Source organism: Corynebacterium sp. c3Ub_189 (assembly GCF_039907195.1).
In the GTDB taxonomy this organism is placed as follows: domain Bacteria; phylum Actinomycetota; class Actinomycetes; order Mycobacteriales; family Mycobacteriaceae; genus Corynebacterium.
The window spans coordinates 103,413-126,357 of sequence record NZ_JASBOF010000005.1 but is presented as its reverse complement, the minus strand read 5'-3'; the positions used below and the strand labels follow the sequence as shown (position 1 = coordinate 126,357).

At 59.6% G+C, this 22,945-nt stretch carries 22 protein-coding genes; 3 read left to right on the top strand and 19 right to left on the bottom strand.

Annotated elements, in window-relative coordinates:
• The first annotated feature begins 3 nt into the window (after positions 1 to 3).
• The gene (locus QKD99_RS04115) at positions 4 to 2,013 is read left to right on the top strand and encodes a maltotransferase domain-containing protein (protein ID WP_347950784.1); all 2,010 of its coding nucleotides are present in this window, start codon (positions 4 to 6) and stop codon (positions 2,011 to 2,013) included.
• A gap of 44 nt (positions 2,014 to 2,057) precedes the next feature.
• Complete coding sequence (gene glgB / locus QKD99_RS04110; RefSeq protein ID WP_347950783.1) at positions 2,058 to 4,175, top strand: 1,4-alpha-glucan branching protein GlgB; 2,118 nt, start codon at positions 2,058 to 2,060, stop codon at positions 4,173 to 4,175.
• A 3-nt stretch (positions 4,176 to 4,178) separates the two neighbouring features.
• Here glgB and QKD99_RS04105 read toward each other — a convergent pair whose 3' ends face one another.
• The 19 genes from QKD99_RS04105 to rho all read right to left on the bottom strand — a co-directional run bounded on the left by QKD99_RS04105 (position 4,179) and on the right by rho (position 20,803).
• Positions 4,179 to 5,105: a tetratricopeptide repeat protein gene (locus QKD99_RS04105; RefSeq protein WP_347950782.1), complete on the bottom strand. Its 927-nt coding sequence runs from the start codon at positions 5,103 to 5,105 to the stop codon at positions 4,179 to 4,181.
• The gene (locus QKD99_RS04100) at positions 5,106 to 5,414 is read right to left on the bottom strand and encodes a thiamine-binding protein (RefSeq protein WP_005323373.1); all 309 of its coding nucleotides are present in this window, start codon (positions 5,412 to 5,414) and stop codon (positions 5,106 to 5,108) included.
• Between the two features lie 10 nt (positions 5,415 to 5,424).
• Positions 5,425 to 5,709 carry a hypothetical protein gene (locus QKD99_RS04095; RefSeq protein WP_284766272.1) on the bottom strand — a complete coding sequence of 95 codons (285 nt, stop codon included), beginning with the start codon at positions 5,707 to 5,709 and terminating at the stop codon, positions 5,425 to 5,427.
• Complete coding sequence (nucS, locus tag QKD99_RS04090) at positions 5,709 to 6,401, bottom strand: endonuclease NucS (RefSeq protein ID WP_250410351.1); 693 nt, start codon at positions 6,399 to 6,401, stop codon at positions 5,709 to 5,711. The genes QKD99_RS04095 and nucS overlap by 1 nt, the downstream gene beginning before the upstream one ends.
• Positions 6,402 to 6,424: 23 nt before the next feature.
• Complete coding sequence (locus QKD99_RS04085) at positions 6,425 to 6,901, bottom strand: DUF2550 domain-containing protein (RefSeq protein ID WP_347950781.1); 477 nt, start codon at positions 6,899 to 6,901, stop codon at positions 6,425 to 6,427.
• A gap of 185 nt (positions 6,902 to 7,086) precedes the next feature.
• The gene (locus QKD99_RS04080) at positions 7,087 to 7,455 is read right to left on the bottom strand and encodes a F0F1 ATP synthase subunit epsilon (RefSeq protein ID WP_238801023.1); all 369 of its coding nucleotides are present in this window, start codon (positions 7,453 to 7,455) and stop codon (positions 7,087 to 7,089) included.
• Between the two features lie 10 nt (positions 7,456 to 7,465).
• Positions 7,466 to 8,911, bottom strand: a complete 1,446-nt coding sequence (gene atpD, locus QKD99_RS04075) for a F0F1 ATP synthase subunit beta (protein WP_049361377.1) — start codon at positions 8,909 to 8,911, stop codon at positions 7,466 to 7,468.
• Positions 8,912 to 8,914: 3 nt separating this feature from the next.
• Positions 8,915 to 9,904 (bottom strand): F0F1 ATP synthase subunit gamma, encoded by a 990-nt coding sequence (locus QKD99_RS04070; protein ID WP_347950780.1) that lies wholly within the window; start codon positions 9,902 to 9,904, stop codon positions 8,915 to 8,917.
• Positions 9,905 to 9,954: 50 nt separating this feature from the next.
• Positions 9,955 to 11,595, bottom strand: coding sequence for a F0F1 ATP synthase subunit alpha (gene atpA / locus QKD99_RS04065; protein ID WP_023021750.1), 1,641 nt, complete (start codon positions 11,593 to 11,595; stop codon positions 9,955 to 9,957).
• 60 nt (positions 11,596 to 11,655) lie between these two features.
• Positions 11,656 to 12,471 (bottom strand): F0F1 ATP synthase subunit delta, encoded by an 816-nt coding sequence (locus QKD99_RS04060; RefSeq protein ID WP_347950779.1) that lies wholly within the window; start codon positions 12,469 to 12,471, stop codon positions 11,656 to 11,658.
• A gap of 6 nt (positions 12,472 to 12,477) precedes the next feature.
• Positions 12,478 to 13,050, bottom strand: a complete 573-nt coding sequence (locus tag QKD99_RS04055; RefSeq protein ID WP_049361380.1) for a F0F1 ATP synthase subunit B — start codon at positions 13,048 to 13,050, stop codon at positions 12,478 to 12,480.
• Between the two features lie 44 nt (positions 13,051 to 13,094).
• Complete coding sequence (locus tag QKD99_RS04050) at positions 13,095 to 13,337, bottom strand: ATP synthase F0 subunit C (protein ID WP_049361381.1); 243 nt, start codon at positions 13,335 to 13,337, stop codon at positions 13,095 to 13,097.
• Positions 13,338 to 13,440: 103 nt separating this feature from the next.
• The gene (atpB, locus tag QKD99_RS04045; protein WP_049361382.1) at positions 13,441 to 14,253 is read right to left on the bottom strand and encodes a F0F1 ATP synthase subunit A; all 813 of its coding nucleotides are present in this window, start codon (positions 14,251 to 14,253) and stop codon (positions 13,441 to 13,443) included.
• A gap of 458 nt (positions 14,254 to 14,711) precedes the next feature.
• Positions 14,712 to 15,089 carry a hypothetical protein gene (locus QKD99_RS04040; RefSeq protein WP_284814003.1) on the bottom strand — a complete coding sequence of 126 codons (378 nt, stop codon included), beginning with the start codon at positions 15,087 to 15,089 and terminating at the stop codon, positions 14,712 to 14,714.
• A 73-nt stretch (positions 15,090 to 15,162) separates the two neighbouring features.
• A complete protein-coding gene (locus tag QKD99_RS04035; RefSeq protein ID WP_284867774.1) occupies positions 15,163 to 16,338 on the bottom strand; it encodes an MraY family glycosyltransferase in 1,176 nt (391 codons plus the stop codon).
• Between the two features lie 13 nt (positions 16,339 to 16,351).
• Positions 16,352 to 17,020, bottom strand: a complete 669-nt coding sequence (locus QKD99_RS04030; protein ID WP_005327639.1) for an L-threonylcarbamoyladenylate synthase — start codon at positions 17,018 to 17,020, stop codon at positions 16,352 to 16,354.
• Between the two features lie 32 nt (positions 17,021 to 17,052).
• On the bottom strand, positions 17,053 to 17,889 hold the full coding sequence (gene prmC / locus QKD99_RS04025; protein WP_347950778.1) for a peptide chain release factor N(5)-glutamine methyltransferase: 837 nt from the start codon (positions 17,887 to 17,889) through the stop codon (positions 17,053 to 17,055).
• Between the two features lie 6 nt (positions 17,890 to 17,895).
• Positions 17,896 to 18,972, bottom strand: coding sequence for a peptide chain release factor 1 (gene prfA / locus QKD99_RS04020; RefSeq protein ID WP_239228092.1), 1,077 nt, complete (start codon positions 18,970 to 18,972; stop codon positions 17,896 to 17,898).
• Entirely contained in the window at positions 18,965 to 20,803 is a 1,839-nt protein-coding gene (gene rho, locus QKD99_RS04015; RefSeq protein WP_347950777.1) for a transcription termination factor Rho, read from the bottom strand. Before rho ends, prfA begins: the two co-directional genes overlap by 8 nt.
• 355 nt (positions 20,804 to 21,158) lie before the next feature.
• Here rho and QKD99_RS04010 point away from each other — a divergent pair, with 355 nt between their 5' ends.
• Positions 21,159 to 22,940, top strand: a complete 1,782-nt coding sequence (locus QKD99_RS04010; RefSeq protein WP_284867771.1) for a long-chain fatty-acid--CoA ligase — start codon at positions 21,159 to 21,161, stop codon at positions 22,938 to 22,940.
• The last annotated feature ends 5 nt before the right edge of the window (positions 22,941 to 22,945 follow it).

Below are 22,945 nucleotides of genomic sequence, written 5' to 3'. Positions count from 1 at the left end.
GGCATGACTACTCGCCTTGGTATTGACGATGTCCGCCCGCTTATCTCCGCCGGTTCTGTAGCCTCCAAAGCCGTTGTAGGCGAGGTAATTCCTGTCACCGCCCTCGTCTGGCGCGAGGGCCACGATGCGGTCTCGGCAACCCTGTCTGCGTGGGCGGCACGAACCACGGCTACCTCCTCCGTCACCATGCAGGTCGACCCTAATGACCAAGATCGCGTACACGGCGTATTTACCCCGGGCACCCAAGGCACCTGGTACTTCCGCGTCGATGCCTGGTCCGATCCCATCGCCACGTGGAAGAACGCGGTAACCAAGAAGATGGCGGCTGGGCAATCGGCTGCTGAGCTTGCCAATGACCTGCAGCATGGCGCAGAGTTGTTTTCTCGCGCGGCTCTGCAAACCCCGTCGGATGTGGTGGAACCGCTCTTTGCGGCCGCTCGGGACTTGGAGGATGAGTCCTTGGACGTCGATAAGCGCGTGCAGGTAGCGCTCTCGGAAGAGGTAGCAGGCATCCTGCACTCGCATCCCTTGCGCGACCTGCTGGTAGAGGGCGCAATCCACGAGGTATATGTGGAGCGCTGGGCCGCGCTCTATAACTCGTGGTACGAGCTTTTTCCCCGCTCCACGGGAGGCTGGGATGAAGAGGGAAATCCAGTCCACGGCACTTTTGACACCACTGCCAAGGCACTGGAGCGGGTGGCCGATATGGGCTTCGATACGGTGTACTTTCCGCCCATTCATCCCATCGGCAAGGTACACCGCAAGGGAAAGAATAATTCGGTCGTTGCCGAGCCCGGCGATGTGGGAAGCCCCTGGGCCATCCAGGACCACTCCACCACCCATCCGGACTTGGGCACCATGGAGGATTTCAAGAAACTAGTCTCCCGCGCCCAAGAACTCGGCCTAGAGGTAGCGCTCGATTTCGCTCTTCAAGCATCGCCAGACCATCCGTGGGCGAAGAGCCACCCAGAATTTTTCACCGTCCTTCCAGATGGCACCATCGCCTACGCCGAGAACCCGCCGAAGAAGTATCAGGATATCTATCCGCTGAACTTCGATAACGCTCCTGATGCCATCTACCACGAGATCTATGAGACCTTGATGATTTGGGTCGAAGCCGGTGTGAGTACTTTCCGCGTGGATAACCCGCACACCAAGCCGGCAAATTTTTGGAACTGGCTGATTACCCGCGTGCACGCCACCCATCCGGATGTCATCTTCTTGGCTGAGGCCTTTACCCGCGCGCCTCGCCTCTTCGGTCTAGCAAAGGCAGGGTTTTCCCAGTCCTATACCTATTTCACCTGGCAAACCTCCAAGCACGAGCTCACCCAATTTGGCCAGATGCACGTCGACCGAGCAGATATCTGCCGCCCCAACCTCTTTGTTAATACCCCGGATATCCTGCACGAGTCCCTGCAGACCGGCGGGCGTGCCATGTTCGCCATTCGCGCGGTCCTAGCCGCCACCATGTCGCCTCTATGGGGCGTGTACTCCGGCTTTGAGCTCTACGAGCACACCCCAGTAGCCCCAGGCTCCGAGGAATATCTCGACTCTGAGAAGTACGAACTGCGCCCGCGCGATTTTGCGGCGGCGGCTGCGTCGGGAGATTCCCTTGAGTCCTATATCCGGCTGCTCAACCAGATCCGCCGCGATAATCCCGCTTTGCAGCAACTGCGCACCCTGCGGTTCCATGACACCGACAATGAAGCCATCATTGCCTATTCCAAGGCGGATCCGGCCACCGGCAATGTAGTCCTCGTCGTGGTCAACCTAGATCCGCGCAACGCGCAGGAAGCCACCGTGACGGTAGATATGCAGGCTATCGGCCGCCACCCCGGCGAGTCCTATACCGTCCAGGACACGATTACCGGCTCTGCCTACCACTGGTCCGAGCGCAACTTTGTGCGCTTAGAGCCGCTTCGCGACGTCGCCCATGTCTTCGTCCTTCCCCCTGCCGACCACGCCCTCCAGGAACAGCTCACCTGGCGGGCAGTAAGCGACTATCGCCCGTAAATATTCGCCCACCCGACCGCACCCGAACTAGGTACTGTGATTGTATGACTATCCCGGCCGCTGACCTCGCTCGCCTCAATGACTGCCGCCACCATGACCCGCACGGTTTCTACGGCTGGCACGAAGGTACCGTCCGCACCCGCCAACCAGGCGCTTGCGAGGTGCAGCTTCACACTCCCACGCAATCCGTGTCCATGGATTTGGTGGGCGATGACATCTGGGAGGCGGAAATTGGCGATAACTGCGATTACCGCTTAGAAATCTCCTATCCGGAGGCCCCTACCCGCACCGTGGCAGACGGCTATCACTTCCTTCCCACGGTGGGCTCGCTGGATCTGCACCTGATTGGGGAAGGCCGACACGAGCGCCTCTGGGATGTCCTCGGCGCCAACCTGCGTTCCTATGACACTGAGATGGGTACCGTGTCCGGCGTCTCCTTTGCCGTGTGGGCGCCCAATGCCCAGGGCGTTGCCGTCGTCGGCGATTTCTGTGGCTGGAACCCCACCCAGTATCCGATGCGTTCGCTTGGCTCTACCGGTGTGTGGGAGGTCTTTGTTCCCGGTATCGGTGCTGGCGAGCACTATAAGTTCGCCATCTTTGGCCAGGAAGGCCGCAAAGACAAGGCCGATCCCCTTGCCAAGCGCACCGCCTGCCCGCCGGAGACGGACTCGATCGTGGATTCCACTAGCTTCGCTTGGTCCGATTCTGCTTGGATAAACAAGCGCACCGGAAACCTCGATGTCCCGATGAGCATCTATGAGGTCCACGTCGGCTCGTGGAAGGTCGGGGCGAATTATAACCGCCTTCGCGAGGAGCTCATCCCTTATCTCAAGGAGCACGGTTTCACCCACGTCGAGCTCTTGCCCGTGGCCGAGCATCCCTTCGGCGGGTCCTGGGGATACCAAGTCTCTGGCTACTACTCGCCTTCTGCGCGTTGGGGCTCGCCGGATGAATTCCGAGAGCTGGTCAATGCCCTGCACGAAAACGGCATCGGCGTCATCGTGGACTGGGTGCCGGCACACTTCCCCAAGGATGATTGGGCCCTTGGTCGCTTTGACGGCCAGGCTCTCTACGAACACCCCGATCCCCGCCGCGGCGAACAGGCCGATTGGGGCACCTATGTCTTTGACTTCGGCCGCAATGAGGTCCGCAATTTCCTCGTAGCCAACGCCCTATACTGGGCCGAAGAATTCCACATCGACGGCCTGCGCGTAGACGCCGTGGCTTCCATGCTCTACCTGGACTATTCCCGCGATGAGTGGCTGCCCAACCAATATGGTGGCCGCGAGAACCTAGAGGCGGTGCAATTCCTGCAGGAAACCAACGCCACCCTCAACCGCACGCATCCAGGCGTGCTCACTATTGCCGAGGAATCCACTTCCTGGCCGGGTGTTACCGCCCCAACCTCTGAAAACGGCCTGGGCTTTTCCCTGAAGTGGAATATGGGCTGGATGAATGACACCTTGGAGTACTTCAAGCACGAGCCCATTCACCGTTCCTATCACCACGGCGAGCTCACCTTCTCCATGGTCTATGCCTACTCCGAGCGCTACGTACTGCCCTTTAGCCACGACGAAGTAGTACACGGCAAGGGCTCGCTGTGGGAGCGCATGCCTGGCGACGACTGGAATAAGGCCGCCGGACTCCGCGCCCTCTATGGCTACATGTTCTCCCACCCCGGCAAGAACCTGCTTTTCATGGGGCAGGAATTTGGCCAGACTACCGAGTGGGCCGAGGGGCATTCTGTGGACTGGGGTAACCTCCACGGTTGGGGTAGCGAATGGCACCAGGGCATCAAGCGCCTCGTACGTGATATTAACCTCGTCTACCGCGATACCCCTGCCTTGTGGTCGCAAGACTTTAGCCAAGAGGGATTCCAGTGGGTCAAGGCGGATGATTCGAATAATAACGTGCTCGGCTACGTCCGCTACGGCGCAGACGGCTCTGCGCTGCTCGCCGTGTGCAACCTTTCTGGTTCTTCCATCCCCAACTATGGCCTCTGGGTTCCACACGACGGCGAATGGCGGATGGTGCTCAACACTGACGACGCCGTCTACGAAGGCGCTGGGAACCCACTTCCCCAGCGCATCCGCGTGGAGAACAACTCCACGACGCTGCATCTGCCGGCCAATTCCGTGCAGTGGTATGTGTTAGAGCGCTAAGTCCTAGTACAGGGCGCTCGCCAGCTTGGTGCGGGCGTCGAGCACGCGCGGGTCATTGCCTTCAAAGAGCCCAAAGAGCTCCAGTAGGCGCTCGCGCACGCGGGACTTCTCGTCGCCGGCCGTTGTCTTCATCGTCTCGATGAGGCGATCAAAGGCCTTTTCTGGGGCTCCGGCTACCACTTCGGCGTCGGCAGCCCGCATTTGCTTATCGACGTCCCCCTTATCCCCTTCCGCGGCCGCAATCGGGTCTTCGGTCTGGTTGGCAGGGTCGAGGCGCTTGAGCAAGACTGTGGTGTCACGCGCCTGCTTAATCTGCACATTATCGGGCTCGGATTCCAAGATGGAGTTGTAGACGTTGAGCGCCCCATCAAAGTCGCCAGCGTTCAAGAAGCTTTCTGCTTCCTGGAGACGCGGATCCTCTTCTTCCTCTTGGGGCTGTTCCGATGCCTCATTGCCTTGCAGGCCCTTCAGCTGTGGACCCACATTCTGTACCAAGGTATCTACCCATTGCTTTAGGGCGTCTTTGGGTTGCGCACCCTCAAAATTGGTCAGTGGCTGCCCAGCACCCAAGGCCACGACTGTCGGCAGGTTCTTAACACCAAAGGCCTGCGCAACCTGCGGAGTAGCATCCGCATCCACGTAAGCAACCAAGAAGCTCAAGTTTCCTTGCGCGGCCAAATCCGCAAGGTCAGTTTTCAACTGCTCCGACTGGGTAGAGCGAGCAGTGCCGATGAGGACCACGACCGGAACTTCCGTAGAACGGCGAACCACATCTTGGTCGAAGTTGGCCTCGGTCACCGTGAAGAAAGGCTGGGCGCCGCCGGCACTTGTCTGCGGCGATTCCTGCGCCTTCTGCCGGGCCTCGGCTCGCGCCTTGACCTGGCTGAGGTCAAGTGCTCCTCCTACATAAGCATTATTTGGTGAAGTCATCTAGTCCTCCTTTGCAAGGCGGCGGTTAACCGCATCTACCTTGTCCGTTAGCTGATTAGTTACGCCTTCGCGAATATCGGCTTTGACCACCAAAGAAGTGCGCGGGGATACCGCACGCACTGCATCGGTGGCCTTCTTAATCGTGTCAAAGACCTCGTCCCATTCGCCTTCTAGCAAGGTGAACATGGCATTGGTCTCGTTGGGCAGGCCAGATTCGCGGACTACGCGCACGGCCTCGGACACGGCGTCGGCCATTTCTTGGGAGTCATTATTGACCACCGCAGGGGCTACAGAAAATGCAACAATCATGCCCGCTAGTCTACCTACGCTCCCAGCAGTGGCGGTGCCAGTGCCGGCGATCGTCGCCCTGGCGGCCCACGTCCCGCGGCCAGGCGACGATGTGTGCCACCCCGGGTGGAATGTTCTGGTTACACCCCGGGCACACGTAATACTTCTGGGCCCGAGCAGAACCGATATGCCGCATGACATAGGGCTCGCCGTGCGTCCAACTTGGTCCCTCGACAGTTTGCGAACCTAGAAAGGTTGAACCGTCTTTGGGCAGGGACCGGACTTCCACGGGTTTGCGCCTATTTCGCCGTGGCATTAGAACAGTCGCAATTCGTTCGACTCGAGCCCGCGTAGCTCCTGGTAATCCAGTACCACGCACCGAATGCCGCGGTCCTCAGCCAAGGTACGTGCCTGCGGCTTGATTTCCTGGGCTGCGAATACACCGGACACAGGAGCGAGAAGCTCATCGCGGTTGAGCAGCTCCAGATACCGTGTCAGCTGCTCAACGCCATCAATGCCGCCGCGGCGCTTTACCTCGATGGCGACGTTATTATTGTTCTCATCCTTAGCCATGATATCCACAGGACCGATGGCCGTGGGATATTCGCGGCGCACCAACGTGTAGCGCTCGCCCAAGGTATCAATCTGGTCTGCCAAGAGCTCTTGAAGGTGAGCCTCGACGCCATCCTTGACTAGGCCTGGATCCTCACCCATGTCATAGGAGATTTCTTCATGAATCTCGGCAATGGTGATGCGCAACTGCTCGCCCTTGGGGTTTTCCACCAGCCACAAGATCTCGCCAGTGTCTTCACCGTCGAGGTCCTCAATCGCGGACTCCTTCAGAGTGCACGGGGGTGTCATCCAGTTAAGTGGCTTATAAGCGCGGTCGTCGGCATGCACGGACACGGAACCGTCCGCTTTGACGATGAGCAGGCGGTCTGCCATCGGCAGGTGGGCATCCAAGCGGCCCACGTAATCTACTGAGCATCGGGCGATTACTAAACGCATGTTCTCTACCCTAGCGGGTGGAGCTATCGCTTGGATTGACGGGTAGCGCGTTCGCGCAGTTCCCGGAAGTCAAAGCGCTGCTGGCGCTTGGATGGAGCGGCCTCTACCCACGCCCCGAAAGCCATGATTCCGTGGGTGTCCGACGCCAGTTCATATTCTCTTCCCTTGGCCCGAAAACGAACGACTTCGGTGGCAGCGGACATAAAAGAAGCCTCGTCATCATCAAGCGGGCGGGTGCTCACTACTTCGATGTCGAGGCGGTTGATGCGCAGATCGCAGCGCGGAGAGACAGAACGGAGCTTGAAATACTCCACAAATTCGCCTTCATAACGCAACGAACCATGGCGCCAGGAAAGGGAATTCTTAGCCGGAACTCGGCGCAGGAGGACGGAAGTACCGCGCGATCGCACGGTGAAAAAGCGAAGCGCAGCCAGAAAAATAACTAGCAGCAGGGCCACTCCAAGGGCCCACAGAAGCACTGCAACCACCGTTGAATTCATGGGCCTTTCACGCCATCCTCGCTCTGTGGAGAAACTGATTCTTTGGATTGTAGCGCCTCGAAGGGCCTCCACGCCAATAAGAAAAGCCAAAGAAAAAACGAAGAAGGCGCACCGGCTATAAACCGGTGCGCCTTAAGAGAGCAGGAAGGGCGGCTATTGCTGCCCTCTCCTACCAATCCAAGGTATTAAGCCTTGGCGCGGCGAACTGCACGCTGTGCGGCCTCGCCACGGGACTTGGTGAGCTCGTGCTCAGAAGCGAAATCCTTCTGAGCCTTCTCCTCATCCACCTCATCGGACCAGATGGCCCAATCAGCGAGGACGGTGATCTTGTCCTGGGTAACGGAGAGGAAACCACCCTGCACGGCGGCGACGCGGCGCTCGCCGTCCACTGGGTGGATGGTCACCACGCCATTATCGATCAACTGACCGATCATTGGCTCGTGACCGGGAAGCACGCCGATCTCACCCTCGGTGGTCTCAGCCGTGACCATGGAGGCCTGTCCAGACCACAGCAGGCGCTCGACGGAAACCAATTCGGCGGTGATGTCAGCCATGTGCCTCTCCCTACTTCTCGTTCAACTTCTTGTATGCAGCCTCGACGTCGTCCAAGCCACCCAAGCCGTTGAAGGCCTGCTCTGGGTAGTGGTCAAACTCGCCATCGCAGATGCGCTCGAAGGCATCGATGGTCTCAGACAGCGGCACGTAGGAGCCCGGCAGGCCGGTGAACTTCTGTGCGACGAAGAAGTTCTGGCCCAAGAAGCGCTCAATACGGCGGGCACGCTGAACGGTGACCTTGTCCTCCTCGGACAGCTCGTCCATACCAAGGATGGCGATGATGTCCTGGAGTTCCTTGTTCTTCTGCAGAATACCGATGACGCGCTGTGCAACCTCGTAGTGCTTCTCGCCAACGATACCTGGCTCGAGGATACGAGAGGTAGAGGTCAGCGGGTTCACTGCTGGGTAAATACCCTTGGAAGCAATAGCACGGTCCAGCTCGGTGGTGGCGTCCAAGTGAGCGAACGTCGTAGCCGGAGCAGGGTCGGTGTAGTCATCGGCAGGAACGTAAACGGCCTGCAGGGACGTAATAGAACGGCCCTTGGTCGAGGTAATGCGCTCCTGCAGAACACCCATCTCATCAGCCAGGGTTGGCTGGTAGCCCACGGCGGAAGGCATACGGCCCAGCAGGGTCGAAACCTCGGAACCGGCCTGGGTGAAACGGAAGATGTTGTCGATGAACAGCAGCACGTCCTGGTTCTGCACATCGCGGAAGTACTCCGCCATGGTCAGACCGGACAGAGCCACGCGCATACGGACTCCTGGCGGCTCATCCATCTGGCCGAAGACAAGTGCGGTATCTTGCAGCACGCCCATCTCTTCCATCTCCAGGAAGAGGTCGGTGCCCTCACGGGTGCGCTCGCCGACGCCGGCGAAGACGGAGGTACCGGAGAACTCACGGGCGATACGGGTAATCATCTCCTGAATGAGAACGGTCTTACCCACACCTGCGCCGCCAAAGAGGCCAATCTTGCCGCCCTTAACGTACGGGGTCAGCAGGTCAATGACCTTAATGCCGGTCTCCAGAATCTCGGTCTTACCCTCGAGCTGGTCGAACGCTGGCGGCTCGCGGTGGATGCCCCACTGCTCACCATCGCGGCCGAGGCCCGGCTCGTCGAGGCAGTCACCGAGGGCGTTGAAAACGTGGCCCTTGACGACGTCGCCGACCGGCACGGAAATTGGCTTTCCGGAGTCGATGACCTCGGCACCGCGGACAAGGCCGTCGGTCGGTGCCATGGACACGGTGCGGACAAGGTTGTCACCGAGGTGCTGAGCGACCTCGAGGGTGACGGTCTTTGCAACAGCTTCGAGCTTAATGTCGACGTGCAGTGCGTTGTACAGGGCCGGCAGTGCCTCACGTGGGAATTCCACGTCCACAACCGGACCGATGACGCGCACGACACGACCGGCGACTGCCGAAGACTGTGCATTCTGCTCTTGCAGAGCTGTAGTCATAATCTAGTCACTTTCTGCGCTGTCAGATAGCGCGCCAGCGCCACCGACGATCTCTGAAATTTCCTGGGTAATCTGTGCCTGACGGGCCTGGTTAGCCACGCGAGAGAGGTCCTCGACCATCTCGGTTGCGTTGTCAGTAGCAGACTTCATAGCTGTACGGCGTGCAGCGGACTCGGAAGCAGAAGCTTCCAAGAACATAGCAAACAGGATACGCGAGACGTACTGCGGAAGCAGCGCTTCCATCAGCGTCTCTGCGTCTGGCTCGAACTCGAATCCTGCGGCAACATCGTCCGCAGACTCGGAGTCGGACAGAGCGGATTCACCGAGGTGATACTCCTCATCCTGAATAACCGGCTGAACTGGCAACAGCTGCTGAGCACGCGCGGTCTGGGTCAGCATGGACTCAAACTCGGTGTAGACAACGTGCACCTGGTCAAAGCCACGTACACCGGCGCCCTCACCCTGCGCGTGCAGGCCGTCGCGGCCCTTGGTAGTGCCGTGAGAACCAGCAATGAAGCCATCAATCAAGTGACGGCGCACATCGTGGGTGGCCTCCCAGGTTGGATCCTGAGAGAAACCGCCCCAGCTGCCCACTACCTCGTCCTCACGGAACTTGTAGTGGCCGATGCCCTTATTACCGGTAACGTAGCGAACTACCTCGTAGCCCTTGCTTTCCAGGAGAGCTTGCAGCTGTGCCGCCTTCTTGAAGACGTTGTTGTTGTAGCCACCGCACATACCGCGGTCAGAAGTGACCACGAGGATGGCGGCGACGTTTCCGTCTTCACGCTCACGCAGCATGTCATGCTCCAACGTAGAGGCTGCAGCCAGCTTGTTCATCATGCTGGTCATCTCAGCCGCGTACGGCTGTGAGGCCTCTACCCTAGCCTGCGCCTTGGTAATGCGCGAGGTAGCAATGAGCTCCTGGGCCTTGGTGATCTTCTTAGTCGAATTAACGGACCGGATGCGGTCACGTAGTTCGCGAAGATTAGCCATCGTTTCTCCTCCCTTCTTTAATCTAGACGGTTAGTTTTGAGTTCTGAACTCTACTTAGCCGTCTTGCGGGAGACGTTGAGCTCGGTGTTCTTTACGTCGCTTTCATCCAAAGGCTCTACCGGCGCCTCGGAGCCCAGGTTGTGGCCCTCGGAGGTGCGGAAGGTCGGCTGGAAGTCCTTAGCTGCCGCAACCAATGCGTCCTTGGACTCATCGGTCAGCGGCTTGCCGCCGGAAATCTGCTCAAAGACCTCTGGGGTATTGGCGTTGAGGTACTCGTGTACCTCGTCCTCGAAGCGGCGGACGTCTTCAACGGGAACGACGTCGAAGATGCCAGCCTCGGCGAGGTAGATGGACACCATCTGGTACTCCACCGGCTGCGGGGAGGACTCGGACTGCTTCAGCAGCTCGACCAGACGGGAACCGCGCTCCAGCTGAGCCTTGGAAGCAGCATCCAGGTCAGATGCGAATGCCGCGAAGGCCTGCAGGTCACGGTAAGAAGCCAGGTCCAGACGCAGGTTACCTGCGACCTTCTTCATGCCCTTGGTCTGTGCAGCGCCACCGACACGAGAGACGGAAACACCGACGTTAATAGCCGGGCGAACGCCCTGGTTGAACAGGTCAGACTCCAAGAAGACCTGGCCGTCAGTAATGGAAATGACGTTGGTCGGAATGAAGGCGCCGACGTCGTTTGCCTTGGTCTCGATGATCGGCAGGGCGGTCATGGAGCCAGCACCCATGTCGTCGGAAAGCTTTGCAGCACGCTCCAGCAGGCGGGAGTGCAGGTAGAACACATCGCCTGGGTATGCCTCGCGTCCCGGTGGACGGCGCAGCAGCAAGGAAATGGCACGGTAGGCCTCAGCCTGCTTGGTCAGATCATCGTAGATAACCAGGACGTGGTTGCCCTGGTACATCCAGTGCTGACCCAGCGCTGCACCGGAGAACGGTGCCAGCCACTTGAAGCCGGCGGAATCGGAAGCCGGTGCGGCCACGATGGTGGTGTAATCCAGTGCGCCGTGCTCCTCAAGGGTGCGGCGCACGCCGGCGATGGTCGAGCCCTTCTGGCCGATAGCGACGTAGATGCAGCGTACCTGCTTATCCTTGTCGCCGGACTCCCAGTTAGCCTTCTGGTTCAAAATGGTATCGATGCAGACCGCGGTCTTACCGGTCTTACGGTCACCGATGACCAGCTGGCGCTGGCCGCGGCCGATCGGGGTCATTGCGTCGATAGCCTTGATGCCGGTCTGCATTGGCTCTTCAACCGGCTGGCGCTGCAGCACGGATGGTGCCTGCAGCTCGAGGACGCGCTCCTCTTCAGCGTTGATTGGGCCCATGCCGTCGATCGGCTGACCCAATGGGTTAATTACGCGGCCGAGGAATTCCTCGCCCACTGGGATGGAGAGAACCTCGCCGGTCCTCTTAACCTCGTCGCCCTCCTTGAGGGACTCGAAGTTGCCCAGGACCACGACACCGATGGAGTTGGTGTCGAGGTTCTGTGCGACGCCAATCACGCCGCCTGGGAACTCGAGCAGCTCATTCGCCATAACGGATGGCAGGCCAGAAACCTGCGCAATACCGTCAGCTGCCGAAATGACCACGCCGACCTCCTCACGGGAGGCCTCCGCGGAGTAGCTCGAGGTGTAGTTCGCAATCGCACTACGGATCTCGTCGGAGGAGATCGTCAGCTCCGCCATGTTCTTCCTGCTCTCGGTAGTATCTTCCAGCACTTACTTAAATCGTTTCTGTCGTTTCGGCTACGCCATCTGGGCACGCAGGCGGGCAATCTTGCCTGCCGTGGAGCCATCAATGACTTCATCGCCGACGCGGATGCGCATGCCACCGAGGAGGCTGGTGTCAACCTCAGAGTGAATGGACATCGCACGACCATAAATTTTGCCCAGCTTCTCAGCGAGTACTGCTTGCTGGCCTTCGTTTAGTTCACCTGCTGCGGTAACGCGCGCAATGGTGCGGTCCTGCAGATCAGCTGCAGTATCGGCCAGTGCGGCTACGTCATCGATCGGGTTCTGCTCTGGGCGAGAGATGGCCTGAAGCACGAGGGCCTCAGTAAACATCGTGACCTTGCCGTAGAGCACGTTTGCCAGCAATCCGCGCTTGCGGGCGGAATCAGCAGTTCGGTCGGAAAGCAGCTGGGTGAGCTCGCCCTCACGGTCAAGGATCTGAGACAGGCGGAAGAGCTCGTCTTCTACCTGGCCCAGCTGACCCTGCGCCTCAGCACCGCGCAGCAATGCGCGGCGGCCCAGGGACACTAATCCCTTGACAAAGTCCTTCGGGGTGGACCACTGTGCGGCCGCAGCTTCCTGGATGATGCGCAATGCGCCATCGGAAATCTTGGAGCCGAACAGGTTCTCCGCCAGGGACTTGCGTGCCTCGCTCGGGGCGGCGATATCGGTGAATGCGACGCGCAATTCGCGGTCAGCATCCAAGACATCGACAACCTCGAAGATATCCAGGCCCGCGTGCGCGGCGGTGGCGACATTGTTATCGCCTGCCAGGATTTCATCCAAGCGGGTTTGTGAGGTTGCGAGTGCTTCGCGGCTAGCTGCCTTCATAGTTGCCTACTTTCCGGCCGGTGCCACAGAGTCGAGCTCGGACAAGAAGCCATCAATGGTGGAGGACTTCTTAGAGGCGTCGGAAAGCTCGCCGCCCAGAATCTTCTCCGCCAGGTTGATGGAGTTCTGGCCCATTTCGGAACGCAGCTCAGTAACAACCTGCGAGCGGGAGGCCTCCAGCTGCTTCTCGCCATTGGCGACGATGCGGCGGGACTCTTCTTCCGCGTTGGTCTTAGCCTCGGCCTCAATCTGCTTACCGCGCTCGCGCGCCTGCTCGCGGATCTCGGCTGCCTCTGCACGGGCATCGGCCAGCTGAGCATTGTACTTTTCCAGAGCAGCCTTAGCCTCGGCCTGCTGGGCCTTGGCACGCTTCAAGCCGCCCTCGATCCGGTCTTCACGCTCCTGCAGCATCTGGCTGTACTTCGGAAGAACAAACTTCGCGAAAATCAGCAAGATGATGGCGAACGGAATGATTGACCAGACTAAGTCGTACATCTTGGGCAGGAGGATGGAGTTGCCGCTCTCCAGCGGCAGGTGCTCACTTCCTTCTGCTGCAAGGTAGTAAATGACGTTGTTCATGGGTCTCCGTTCTTAAAGTTCGATTTACTTGTGTAAAGCGTTCTTTAGAACAGGAAGCCTGCAACGAGGCCGATGAGGGCAAGTGCCTCAACGAAGGCGATACCCAGGAACATGGTGGTACGCAGCTGGCCGGCCATCTCAGGCTGGCGTGCCATGCCCTCAACGGTCTTGCCAACGAGGATGCCGATGCCCAGGCCCGGGCCGATGGTGGCCAGGCCGTAGCCGAGGGACTGAAGGCCGTCGAAGGAGGTGGTTGCTGCGTCCTGAGCCAGGATGATCTCGTTCATGTGAAAGTCGTTCCCTTTCAATGTATATCCCGCGGGAGTGTCCTGCGGGGCGGTGTTGGTTTGATTTTGGGGTATTTAGTTAACCGCGAGGTTCGCGTTGTTGTTAGTGCGAATCTGCATGCAACGACAATTCGATGTATACCGCCGTCAGCAGGGCAAAGATGTATGCCTGCAAGAAGATGACGATAAGCTCGTAAAGCGTGAACAGAACCGCTGCGACCAGGGTCAAGCCACCCACTGCGGTCCAGGCGTTGAACTGGAAGAAGAAGAAGTTCGTAGCCGAGTACAACAGGACCAAAATGAGGTGGCCAGCCAGGAAGTTCGCCATAAGACGAAGAGCCAGGGTGACTGGGCGCATAACAAACGTAGAGAAAGCCTCAATCGGCACGACAAGAATGTGCAAGGCCGGCGGCAGGTTAGGAATAACCACCGAGGACTTGATGAACTTGCCAAAGCCATAGCGCTTAGCGCCGGCGTAAATCATGGCGATATACGCAACAGCTGCCAAGACGATTGGCATACCGATACGGGCGTTCGGAGAAATGTTCAGACCCGGCACAATAGTTGTGAGGTTCCAGAACAAAACTGCAAAGAAGATAGAGGCCAAAAGTGGAAGGAAGCGACGCCCTTCCTTCTTGCCCAAGATGTCTTCTGCGATCTGAACTCGCACGAAGTCAATCGCATGCTCGCCTACGTTTTGAATTCCTTTAGGAACCAACTTGGGGTTCCTGAAGGCGACAACAAATAGGAGCACCAGCACGGCCGCCATCAGAAGGCGAACGAGCATGATGCGATCCAAAGCGAACCAACCGTTGGCAAAATCGCTCAACCAGAGGTCAACGACTCCGCCATCATCGGTTACGTGCCCCGGGAAAAATTCTGGGTCCAGTTCGGGTGCGTGGAAGCTACCCTTCATGGCCAATGTTGTAACGCTCAGCGTTCTCTCCCGTGTTCGGGCCACACAGCTTGTCGAAGGCCGTGTGGTGCGATGGACGTCTCAAACTCTCTGCCTCACACACGGACTCCGTCGCACATCAGCGTGCGTAAGACAGGGATTCACCGCTGCGAAAGCCAGCTTTTGTGCTAGCCCGCGGTAACCCGAAGAAAAGCGTATCAGTTAGATCAAGAGTTTTCGCACGTGGGGGGCCACTAACAAGCCTAGTTTCGCCACTGTGGGCCCAATTCCGCCACAAATTCACAACAAAAAGGCCACATTCTGCCTAAATCCTGCTACGTGGAGTTCATCACACCTGCCTATTTCCCCACCTTGACGGGGGTAACCACAACAGAAACGATTGCATGCACACAGAGCAAAAGGGCCCACCACCATTCCTTCCAGAAGAGCGGTGGGCCCTAACAAAGGCCACTTCCCTGCTACGAGACGTACGTGACCCGCGAGGTGACGACGGCCCATACCTCTGTGCCCAAAGTGGCGAAAAGGGCCAGCATGACGGTCACGAATAGCGCCAAAGTGTCATAGAAATCCATATCTCGGATTACGAGAAGCACCATGACCAAAACGATGACCTTGAGCAGCCAACCACCCAGCACCACCGCCATGGTGTTGGCAGGAGTGGTATTGGCAGTCAGCAAAACCGACAAGGCGGTAAATAAGACGAAGCCGCCACCGATAGCGGCGCCCACCAGGACTCCCCAAATACCGGGAAGACCACTGATACCGCCCCAGACGGCTAAGGAGACCACAGTGATAACCAGCAGGGCTAGGCCGCCCAGTCTGACCGCCCTTTGCATGGGACGGCGGTGGTCATCAAATTCCGAGGGTTGCGTAGTCGCTTGTGCTTCACTCACGGCTACACACCCTACCTCACGAGGGCTCGGATTCCTTCACCACGACGGTCTCTCGCGCAGCTGGGCCAATCTTTCCTTGCCGCAAAGGTACGAGGGTTGCCGCGAATGCCAAGAGCAAGGCAACAACGGTAACACCAATGGCCACGGGTGCGGGCACGATAGAAAAGGACACCGCGCCGAAGGCTACGGCGGAGACCCACAGGTAAAGGACCAGCACGGTCCGGCGGTGGGTATGGCCGAGCGAGAGTAGGCGGTGATGGATGTGCGCCTTATCTGCAGAAAACGGCGAACGCCCTTGGGATAGTCGACGAATAACGGCCCAGACAAGGTCCAGGACTGGAATGAACACCGCTGCGACCACAACGATGATCGGCGACATCAGGGCGACAATGTCCACCGTGCCGTAAAGCGACATGTTGATCTTGCCAGACGCGGAAGTCGAGGCCGCAGCAAGCAAGAGACCGATAAGCATCGAGCCTGAATCCCCCATGAAGATGCGAGACGGTTCAAAGTTATGCGGCAAGAATCCAGCGCACATTCCCACCAGGGCTGCGCTGATGATGGCCGGTGGGTATGCCGAGACCGCACCGCCTTGGTCATGGAGAACGGTCAAAGAAAACACCAGAATTGCCCCGCCCGCAATCATGCCAAGGCCTGCCGCTAGGCCATCGAGGCCGTCGACAAAGTTGATGGCATTGATGAGCAGAACGGTAAAGAAAGCGGTGAGCAGGGTGCTTTGCAATTGGTCGAGGACGACCGTGGTGCCGCCGCCAAAAGGGATGAAAAGCAGGGTCCAGGTAAGGCCCAGCCCGCTCATCAAGGTGGCCGCAAAGAGCTGTCCAAACAGCTTCACTATGGCACTCAGCTCCACCAAGTCATCGACCACTCCGACAAGCACTAGCGCCAGGGCCGCCCAGAGCACCGCATTCATCTCCGGAGTGACGGGCATAAAACCCCGAGTCAAGGCTGGAAGCTGGGCTGCGAGGAATATCGCCGCCGCGAAGCCGATAAACATGGCCACCCCACCCATGCGCGGGGTGGGCTGCGTGTGGGCGTCGCGCAGGCGAATCTCCGCCACGCGGCCGGTGCGCACCAAAAAGGAGCGCACCACGCCGGTGGTGAGATACGTAAATGCTGCTGCGACGAGGATGACGAGGGCCAGCTCGCGCAGCGGTACACCACTGCCGCTCACGCGCATTCCTCCCTTAAGCCTGTGGGCGGGTACGCAGGGTCTGCGCGTCGACGCCAATGACCTCGCCGATTTCCTCGGCCGAGAGTGCCCCTTCTCGCAGCAGATACGGGCGCTCGCCGGAGAGATCAATGATGGTCGAGGGCTTGCCGACGGCCGTCTCTCCCCCATCCAAGTAAACCGTCACGGCTTTACCAAGCTGCTGCTTGGCCATGAGCGCCGTGGTCGGCGGCTGGTGACCAGAAATATTGGCGGAGGAGACAGCCATGGGGCCGACCTCGCGCAGCAGCTCAATGGCGATGGGATGCAAAGGCATGCGCAGCATCACGGTGCCGCGGGTATCGCCGAGGTTCCACGGCAGAGACGGCGCTTGCGGAACGACGATGGACAGGCCACCGGGCCAGAAGGCCTCAACCAAGTCGCGCGCGGTATCGGTATAGGAAGCAACCAGACCGCGAACGGTATCCCAGGACCCCACCAAAACTGGCACCGGCATATCCGGGCCGCGCTGCTTGGTGGCCAGGAGGTTGGCTACGGCATCATTATCAAAGGCATCGCAACCGAGGCCGTAGAGCGTATCGGTGGGCATCACCACAAGGCGGCCGGATTGCGCAGCCTTGACCGCAATGTTCATGCCCTCTTCGCGCTCGGCATCATCGGCGCAGTTAAAAATCTTTCCTTGCATATTCTTTTCCCCTTCTTGCCCTCACTGGTGTCTTAGTCTACTCCGCGTACCGCAGTGACAAAGCGGGGCGTTCCCGTCAGATCCTGCAGCGGGGCGATCTGTTCAAAGCCGCCGTGGCGGACCAATGCGGCTTGTACGGCCTCGCTCGTGGAATCGTCGTGTTCGATGGCTAACTTGCCGCCTGGGCGCACAAGGCGCGCAATGGTCGGGATAAGGCCGGTGATGACCCCCATCCCATCCGTACCGGCAAAGACCGCGTTATGCGGGTCATGATAGACCTCCGGTTCAAGATCCGAGGTCTCTGGCACATAGGGCGGGTTGGTCACGAGGAGGTCCACGGTCCCGTTCCATTCCGCCAAAGTATCGTCGGCCGTGGCGTCGGCTTGGGTGACCTCTACCCCGGTGTTACGGGTATTGGCTTGGGTGTAGGCCAGGGCGGCGTCGGCAAGCTCCACTGCCTTCACCTGGGCGTCAGGCAGATAGTGGTGTAGGTAGAGCGCCAACGCGCCTGTGCCGGTGCACAGATCAACCAGCCGCGGGCCTTCCGCATTGCGCACCGCCCAGTCCGCCATAACCTCGGTTTCCGGCCGCGGGATGAACACGCCCGGGCCCACCTTGAGCTCCAGCGGGCCGAACCAGGCGCTGCCTAGTACGTACTGCAAAGGCTCGCGGTCCTCCCGGCGGCGAAGCAGCGCATCAAAGGCCACGTCGAAGCCGGGCATAGGAGCCTGATCGAGCGGGATATCCATGTGGCCGCAGTGGATGAGGTGCGCGGCCATGATGCGTGCATCCCATTCAGGGCTGGCCACCCCGGCAGCACGAAGGCGCTGCACCCCGCGGCGCAGCGCCTGCCCATACGTGTTATCCACGCTGGTTTAACCCTCGGCCTCGAGGCGCTCGGCACGCTCTTGGTCCTGCAGGGCCTTAATAAGGTCATGCATGTCGCCATTCAACACAGAGTCCAAGTTATTGGCCTTATAACCAATGCGGTGATCCGTGATGCGGTTTTCCGGCCAGTTATAGGTGCGGATGCGCTCGGAGCGGTCCATGGTGCGCACCTGGGAGGCGCGCTGCTCGCCGGCCTCGGCCTCGCGGGCCTCGCGCTCCATCTGATCCAGGCGGGCCTGCAGAACCTGCAGCGCACGCGCCTTGTTTTGAATCTGGGAACGCTCCTTCTGGCAGGTCACGATAAGCCCGGTGGGCAGGTGGGTAATACGCACCGCGGAGTCGGTGGTGTTCACGCCCTGACCGCCCTTACCGGAGGAACGGTAAACATCAACGCGAATATCCTTGTCATCGATATTGACAGACTCGACCTCTTCCGGCTCCGGGTAGACCAGCACGCCGGCGGCAGAGGTCTGAATGCGGCCCTGGGATTCGGTAACCGGAACGCGCTGCACACGGTGCACGCCGCCTTCAAATTTGAATACGGACCATGCACCATCGCGCGACGGGGACTTGGAGCGGAAGGAAATGGTCATATCCTTCACGCCGCCGAGATCGGACTCATTGAGGCCCAAGACCTCCCAATTAAAGCCCGTCTTATCCGCATAGCGCTCATACATGCGGGCCAAGTCGCCGGCAAAGAGAGCTGCTTCTTCGCCGCCCGCGCCGGCCTTGATTTCCATAATGATGTCCTCGGAATCCTGCTCATCGCGCGGCGCGAGCAGGTCAGCGAGCTTTTCTTCCAAGTTCTCCACGGACTTTTCTAGGCGGTCTGCTTCCTCCTGGAAGTCATGGTCCTCGTAGGCCATCTCCTTGGCATCAGCGAGATCCTCGCGCGCCTGGGTCAGCTCATCATTGACCATGATGATGGGGCGCAACTCCGCGTAGCGCTTGGAAAGCTTGCGGAATTGCTTCTGGTCGCCGGCAACTTCCGGATCGGCCATCTGCATCTCAATGCCCTGGTACTCGGACACGATGTCATCAACGAGCGAAACCTGATTAGACATAATCTTCTTCATCCTTATCCGCAGCCATCGGGGCCGAGGAGGCCACCTGCATCAAGAACTCGCCATTGGAGCGGGTCTTCTTCAGCTGCTTAATGAGCAGGTCAATGGCCTGGTGGGAATCCAGGGCGGAGAGGATGCGACGCAGCTTGGTCATGATGCGTGCTTCCTCTGGTACGAGCAGCAGCTCATCCTTACGAGTACCGGACGGGTTAACGTCCACGGCTGGGAAGACGCGGCGCTCAGAGATGCCACGGTCCAGCTTCAGCTCGGCGTTGCCCGTGCCCTTGAATTCCTCGAAGATGACGGTATCGCCGGTAGAGCCGGTCTCCACCATGGCGGTGGCGATAATCGTCAGCGAACCGCCCTCTTCGATATTGCGGGCGGCACCCAGGAAGCGCTTTGGCGGGTAGAGCGCATTGGAGTCCACACCGCCGGAGAGAATGCGGCCAGAAGCCGGGGAGGAATTGTTATAGGCGCGGCCCAAGCGGGTAATGGAATCCAGCAGGACCACGACGTCCTTGCCCTGCTCCACTAGGCGCTTGGCGCGCTCGATAGCCAGCTCCGCCACGGAAGTGTGCTCTGATGGCGGGCGGTCAAAGGTGGAGGCAATAACCTCACCGTTAACGGAGCGCTGCATGTCCGTAACTTCCTCAGGGCGCTCGTCTACGAGAACGACCATGAGGTAGCACTCCGGGTTATTGGTAGAAATCGCGTTGGCGATATTCTGCAGAATCGTCGTCTTGCCGGCCTTTGGCGGGGAGACGATAAGCGCGCGCTGGCCTTTACCAATCGGCATGATGAGGTCAATGACGCGGGTGGTGAGGATCTTCGGATCCGTTTCCAAACGCAGGCGCTTATTCGGGTACAGCGGGGTCAGCTTATTAAAGTGCGGGCGCTGCTTTGCGCCTTCCGGATCGATGCCGTTGACGGTATCGACCTGTACCAGCTGGTTGTACTTGCGGCGGTTGCGGCCATTGCCGTGCGTATGCGTCGGGCCGGAGACCTTGACCTGACCGGTAATGGCGTCACCAGAGCGCAGGCCTAGGCGGCGGACGATGCCGTTGTTCACAAAGACGTCGGAAGCCGCGGCGCGATAACCGGTGGTGCGCAGGAAGGCGACATTATTGTCTACGACGTCCAAGATGCCGCCGACGGCCTGCAGCTCATCGCCCTCGCGGACCTGCAAATCATTGCCGCCATTATTGTCATTATTATTTCCGCGGCCGCGGCGGTTGCGGCGGTTGCGGCGCCCACGGCGATTGCCGCGCTCGTGGTTATTGTTGTCCTCGTGGCGGTTGCCGCGCTGCTTATTATCGCCACGGTCATTCTTCTCGCCCTGATTATCGGAGCCGTCCTGGGAGTTATTGTCGCGGTTGTCCTTAGTGCCGCCCTGCTCCTCGTTGCGGTTACGCTCCTCACGCTCTTGCCGTTCCTGACGCTCCTGACGCTCTTGGCGGCGGGCGCGGTTGCGGCGAGCGCGGCGGGCCTGGGAGCGCGACTCATAGCGCTGCTCCTCGCCAGAGCCCTGCTGGCGGTTATCCTGCTTCTCGCCGGATTCTTCCTGCTTTTCCGCCTTCTGCGGCGCATCTTCCTGCGCCTTTTTGCGCGGCTTATCTGCTTTCTCAGGCTTCTCCGCCTTTTCTACCTGAACGGCCTTTTCCACCTTGGCCTTGGCCTTAGGCGGAACCTGTCCGGTCTTGATGGCGGTGATGAGATCCCCCTTGCGCAGGGCAGAGACACCACGTAGGCCGCGCTCTGCGGCCATTTTGCGCAATTCCGGCAGCTTCAGGGATGCAAGATCCTGTGCTGCGGTGTTGTCCGTTTCGCTCACGGATATCCTTTCGTTGCTTGACCAGGTCCGATTATGCGGGAGCCGCCGCAGCCTATGCTCGCGGCGTTGCACTGGAAGCCAATGTGTATTTTTCTAGGACTTCTCGCCCTCGTGCCAAGGCGCATGCGCGTCCTGCCGGGCAATAAGTATGAGGCCTCTTCCGTGTCCTTGTGGAGACTTCGCACAGCGAGTGCACGAACCGGAAGAAATCAAGAAACGACTGCGGGCAAAACTACTTCTCTGGGCCCGAATGCATAGGAAAGGGGAGCTAAAATTTTCCGGTTTCCTACCAGTCGCGAACAAGTATAACGCATAGGGAGCAACGCCCGCACCATGACACCGCTACAGTAGAGGCATGCTTTCCACGATGATGGATATCCCCCTCTCCCTGACCCGCATTTTGGAATACGGTGCCTCGGTACACGGGGACACCACGGTTACCACCTGGCACGGTGAGGGCACCGGCTCAGAATTCGATCCGGCCGAGGAAGTTACCTTCCGCGATATCGCTGCCCGCGCCGCCGCGTTCGCCCACGCCATTCACGATGAATTGGGCATCACCAGCGATGAGCGCGTGGGCAGCTTTATGTGGAATTGCGCCGAGCACTTGGAGGTAATGTTCGGCACCGCCTGCAAGGGCGCGATTTTTGCCCCGCTGAATAAGCAGCTGATGAATGACCAGATCCGCCACATTATTAACCATGCGGAAATCTCCGCCATCGTGTGCGATCCCCGCTTGGCGCAGCAGCTGGGCAAAGTGCTCGTGGGCACCGACTCCGTGGGAAGCGTCATCATCACCGGCGCCCAACCAGCGCAGCAGTTTGCTCACCTTTTCCCCCGCGGGGTTGAGGTGTATTCCTATGAGGCGCTTATCGACGGCCGCTCTACCGTCTATGACTGGCCCGAACTAGATGAGCGCACGGCCGCGGCGCTGTGCTATTCCACGGGCACCACGGGCGCGCCCAAGGGAGTGCTGTATTCACACCGGTCTCTCTATTTGGAGGCCATGCAGCTGCGTTCCTCAGACTCGCTGTGCATTACCCACGGCGAGACCTTCCTGTGCTGCATTCCTATCTGCCACGTGCTCAGCTGGGGCGTTCCCTTCACCTGTTTCATGACGGGCACCCCGCTGGTGCTTCCCGACGCCGATGTGTCCGCCCCCACCCTAGCCAAAGCCATCGCCGCTACCTCTCCGCGCGTGGCTCACGGCGTGCCCACCATCTGGATTCAGCTCTTTGTCCACTACATGCACCATCCACCAGAGCGCATGACGCTCACCGAGATTTACGCCGGCGGCTCCCCCGTCCCGCCGATGCTGATCAAGATGTGGGAGGAGCGCTACGGCGTCGATGTGGTCCACGTGTGGGGCATGGTGGAAACCTCCACCGTGGGCAGCGTTGCCCGCCCGCCCCAGGGCGCCTCCGGCGATACCCGCTGGGCCTACCGCGTATCCCAAGGCCGCATCCCCGCCTCACTGGAATACCGCGTGGTCAACGACGGCCAAGTCGTCGCTCGCACCGACCGCAATGCCGGCGAGCTGCAGGTACGCGGCAACCTGGTCACCGGTTCCTACTACCACTCGCCCACCGCTGAGCCGGGCGAAATCGCCTCCGAATTCCGCGGCAAGCAAGTCGAGGCCGCGGAGGATAAGTTCACCGCCGATGGCTGGCTGCGCACTGGCGACGTCGGCTCTGTTACCAAGGACGGCTTCCTTACCGTGGAGGACCGCGCCCGCGATGTCATTCGCTCCGGCGGCGAATGGATCTATTCCGTCCAACTAGAAAACCTCATCATGTCTGACGAGCTTGTCGTCGAGGCCGCCGTGATTGGCTACCCCGATAAGCAATGGGTCGAGCGCCCACTCGCCGTCACAGTATTGGCCGAGGGCGCCTCGCCCACCATCGAGACCGCAGAACGCCTGCGCGCCAGCATGCGCAAGGAACTGCCGAGCTGGATGCTGCCAGAGTATTGGACCTTTGTAAAGTCCATCGATAAGACCTCCGTGGGCAAGTTCGATAAGAAAGATTTGCGCGCCCACCTGGCAGAGGGCGAGTACAACATCATCCGGCTCAAGGGCCCAGGCGAATCCCAGCGCCTCGATGCCACCAACGCCGCCGATTTAAGCCGGGAAAACTAGGAATA

Coding starts and splice junctions, on each gene's coding strand:
- QKD99_RS04115 (WP_347950784.1), top strand. CDS start 4: ATGACTACTCGCCTTGGTATTGACGATGTCCGCCCGCTTATCTCCGCC.
- glgB (WP_347950783.1), top strand. CDS start 2,058: ATGACTATCCCGGCCGCTGACCTCGCTCGCCTCAATGACTGCCGCCAC.
- QKD99_RS04105 (WP_347950782.1), bottom strand. CDS start 5,105: ATGACTTCACCAAATAATGCTTATGTAGGAGGAGCACTTGACCTCAGC.
- QKD99_RS04100 (WP_005323373.1), bottom strand. CDS start 5,414: ATGATTGTTGCATTTTCTGTAGCCCCTGCGGTGGTCAATAATGACTCC.
- QKD99_RS04095 (WP_284766272.1), bottom strand. CDS start 5,709: ATGCCACGGCGAAATAGGCGCAAACCCGTGGAAGTCCGGTCCCTGCCC.
- nucS (WP_250410351.1), bottom strand. CDS start 6,401: ATGCGTTTAGTAATCGCCCGATGCTCAGTAGATTACGTGGGCCGCTTG.
- QKD99_RS04085 (WP_347950781.1), bottom strand. CDS start 6,901: ATGAATTCAACGGTGGTTGCAGTGCTTCTGTGGGCCCTTGGAGTGGCC.
- QKD99_RS04080 (WP_238801023.1), bottom strand. CDS start 7,455: ATGGCTGACATCACCGCCGAATTGGTTTCCGTCGAGCGCCTGCTGTGG.
- atpD (WP_049361377.1), bottom strand. CDS start 8,911: ATGACTACAGCTCTGCAAGAGCAGAATGCACAGTCTTCGGCAGTCGCC.
- QKD99_RS04070 (WP_347950780.1), bottom strand. CDS start 9,904: ATGGCTAATCTTCGCGAACTACGTGACCGCATCCGGTCCGTTAATTCG.
- atpA (WP_023021750.1), bottom strand. CDS start 11,595: ATGGCGGAGCTGACGATCTCCTCCGACGAGATCCGTAGTGCGATTGCG.
- QKD99_RS04060 (WP_347950779.1), bottom strand. CDS start 12,471: ATGAAGGCAGCTAGCCGCGAAGCACTCGCAACCTCACAAACCCGCTTG.
- QKD99_RS04055 (WP_049361380.1), bottom strand. CDS start 13,050: ATGAACAACGTCATTTACTACCTTGCAGCAGAAGGAAGTGAGCACCTG.
- QKD99_RS04050 (WP_049361381.1), bottom strand. CDS start 13,337: ATGAACGAGATCATCCTGGCTCAGGACGCAGCAACCACCTCCTTCGAC.
- atpB (WP_049361382.1), bottom strand. CDS start 14,253: ATGAAGGGTAGCTTCCACGCACCCGAACTGGACCCAGAATTTTTCCCG.
- QKD99_RS04040 (WP_284814003.1), bottom strand. CDS start 15,089: ATGCAAAGGGCGGTCAGACTGGGCGGCCTAGCCCTGCTGGTTATCACT.
- QKD99_RS04030 (WP_005327639.1), bottom strand. CDS start 17,020: ATGCAAGGAAAGATTTTTAACTGCGCCGATGATGCCGAGCGCGAAGAG.
- prfA (WP_239228092.1), bottom strand. CDS start 18,972: ATGTCTAATCAGGTTTCGCTCGTTGATGACATCGTGTCCGAGTACCAG.
- QKD99_RS04010 (WP_284867771.1), top strand. CDS start 21,159: ATGCTTTCCACGATGATGGATATCCCCCTCTCCCTGACCCGCATTTTG.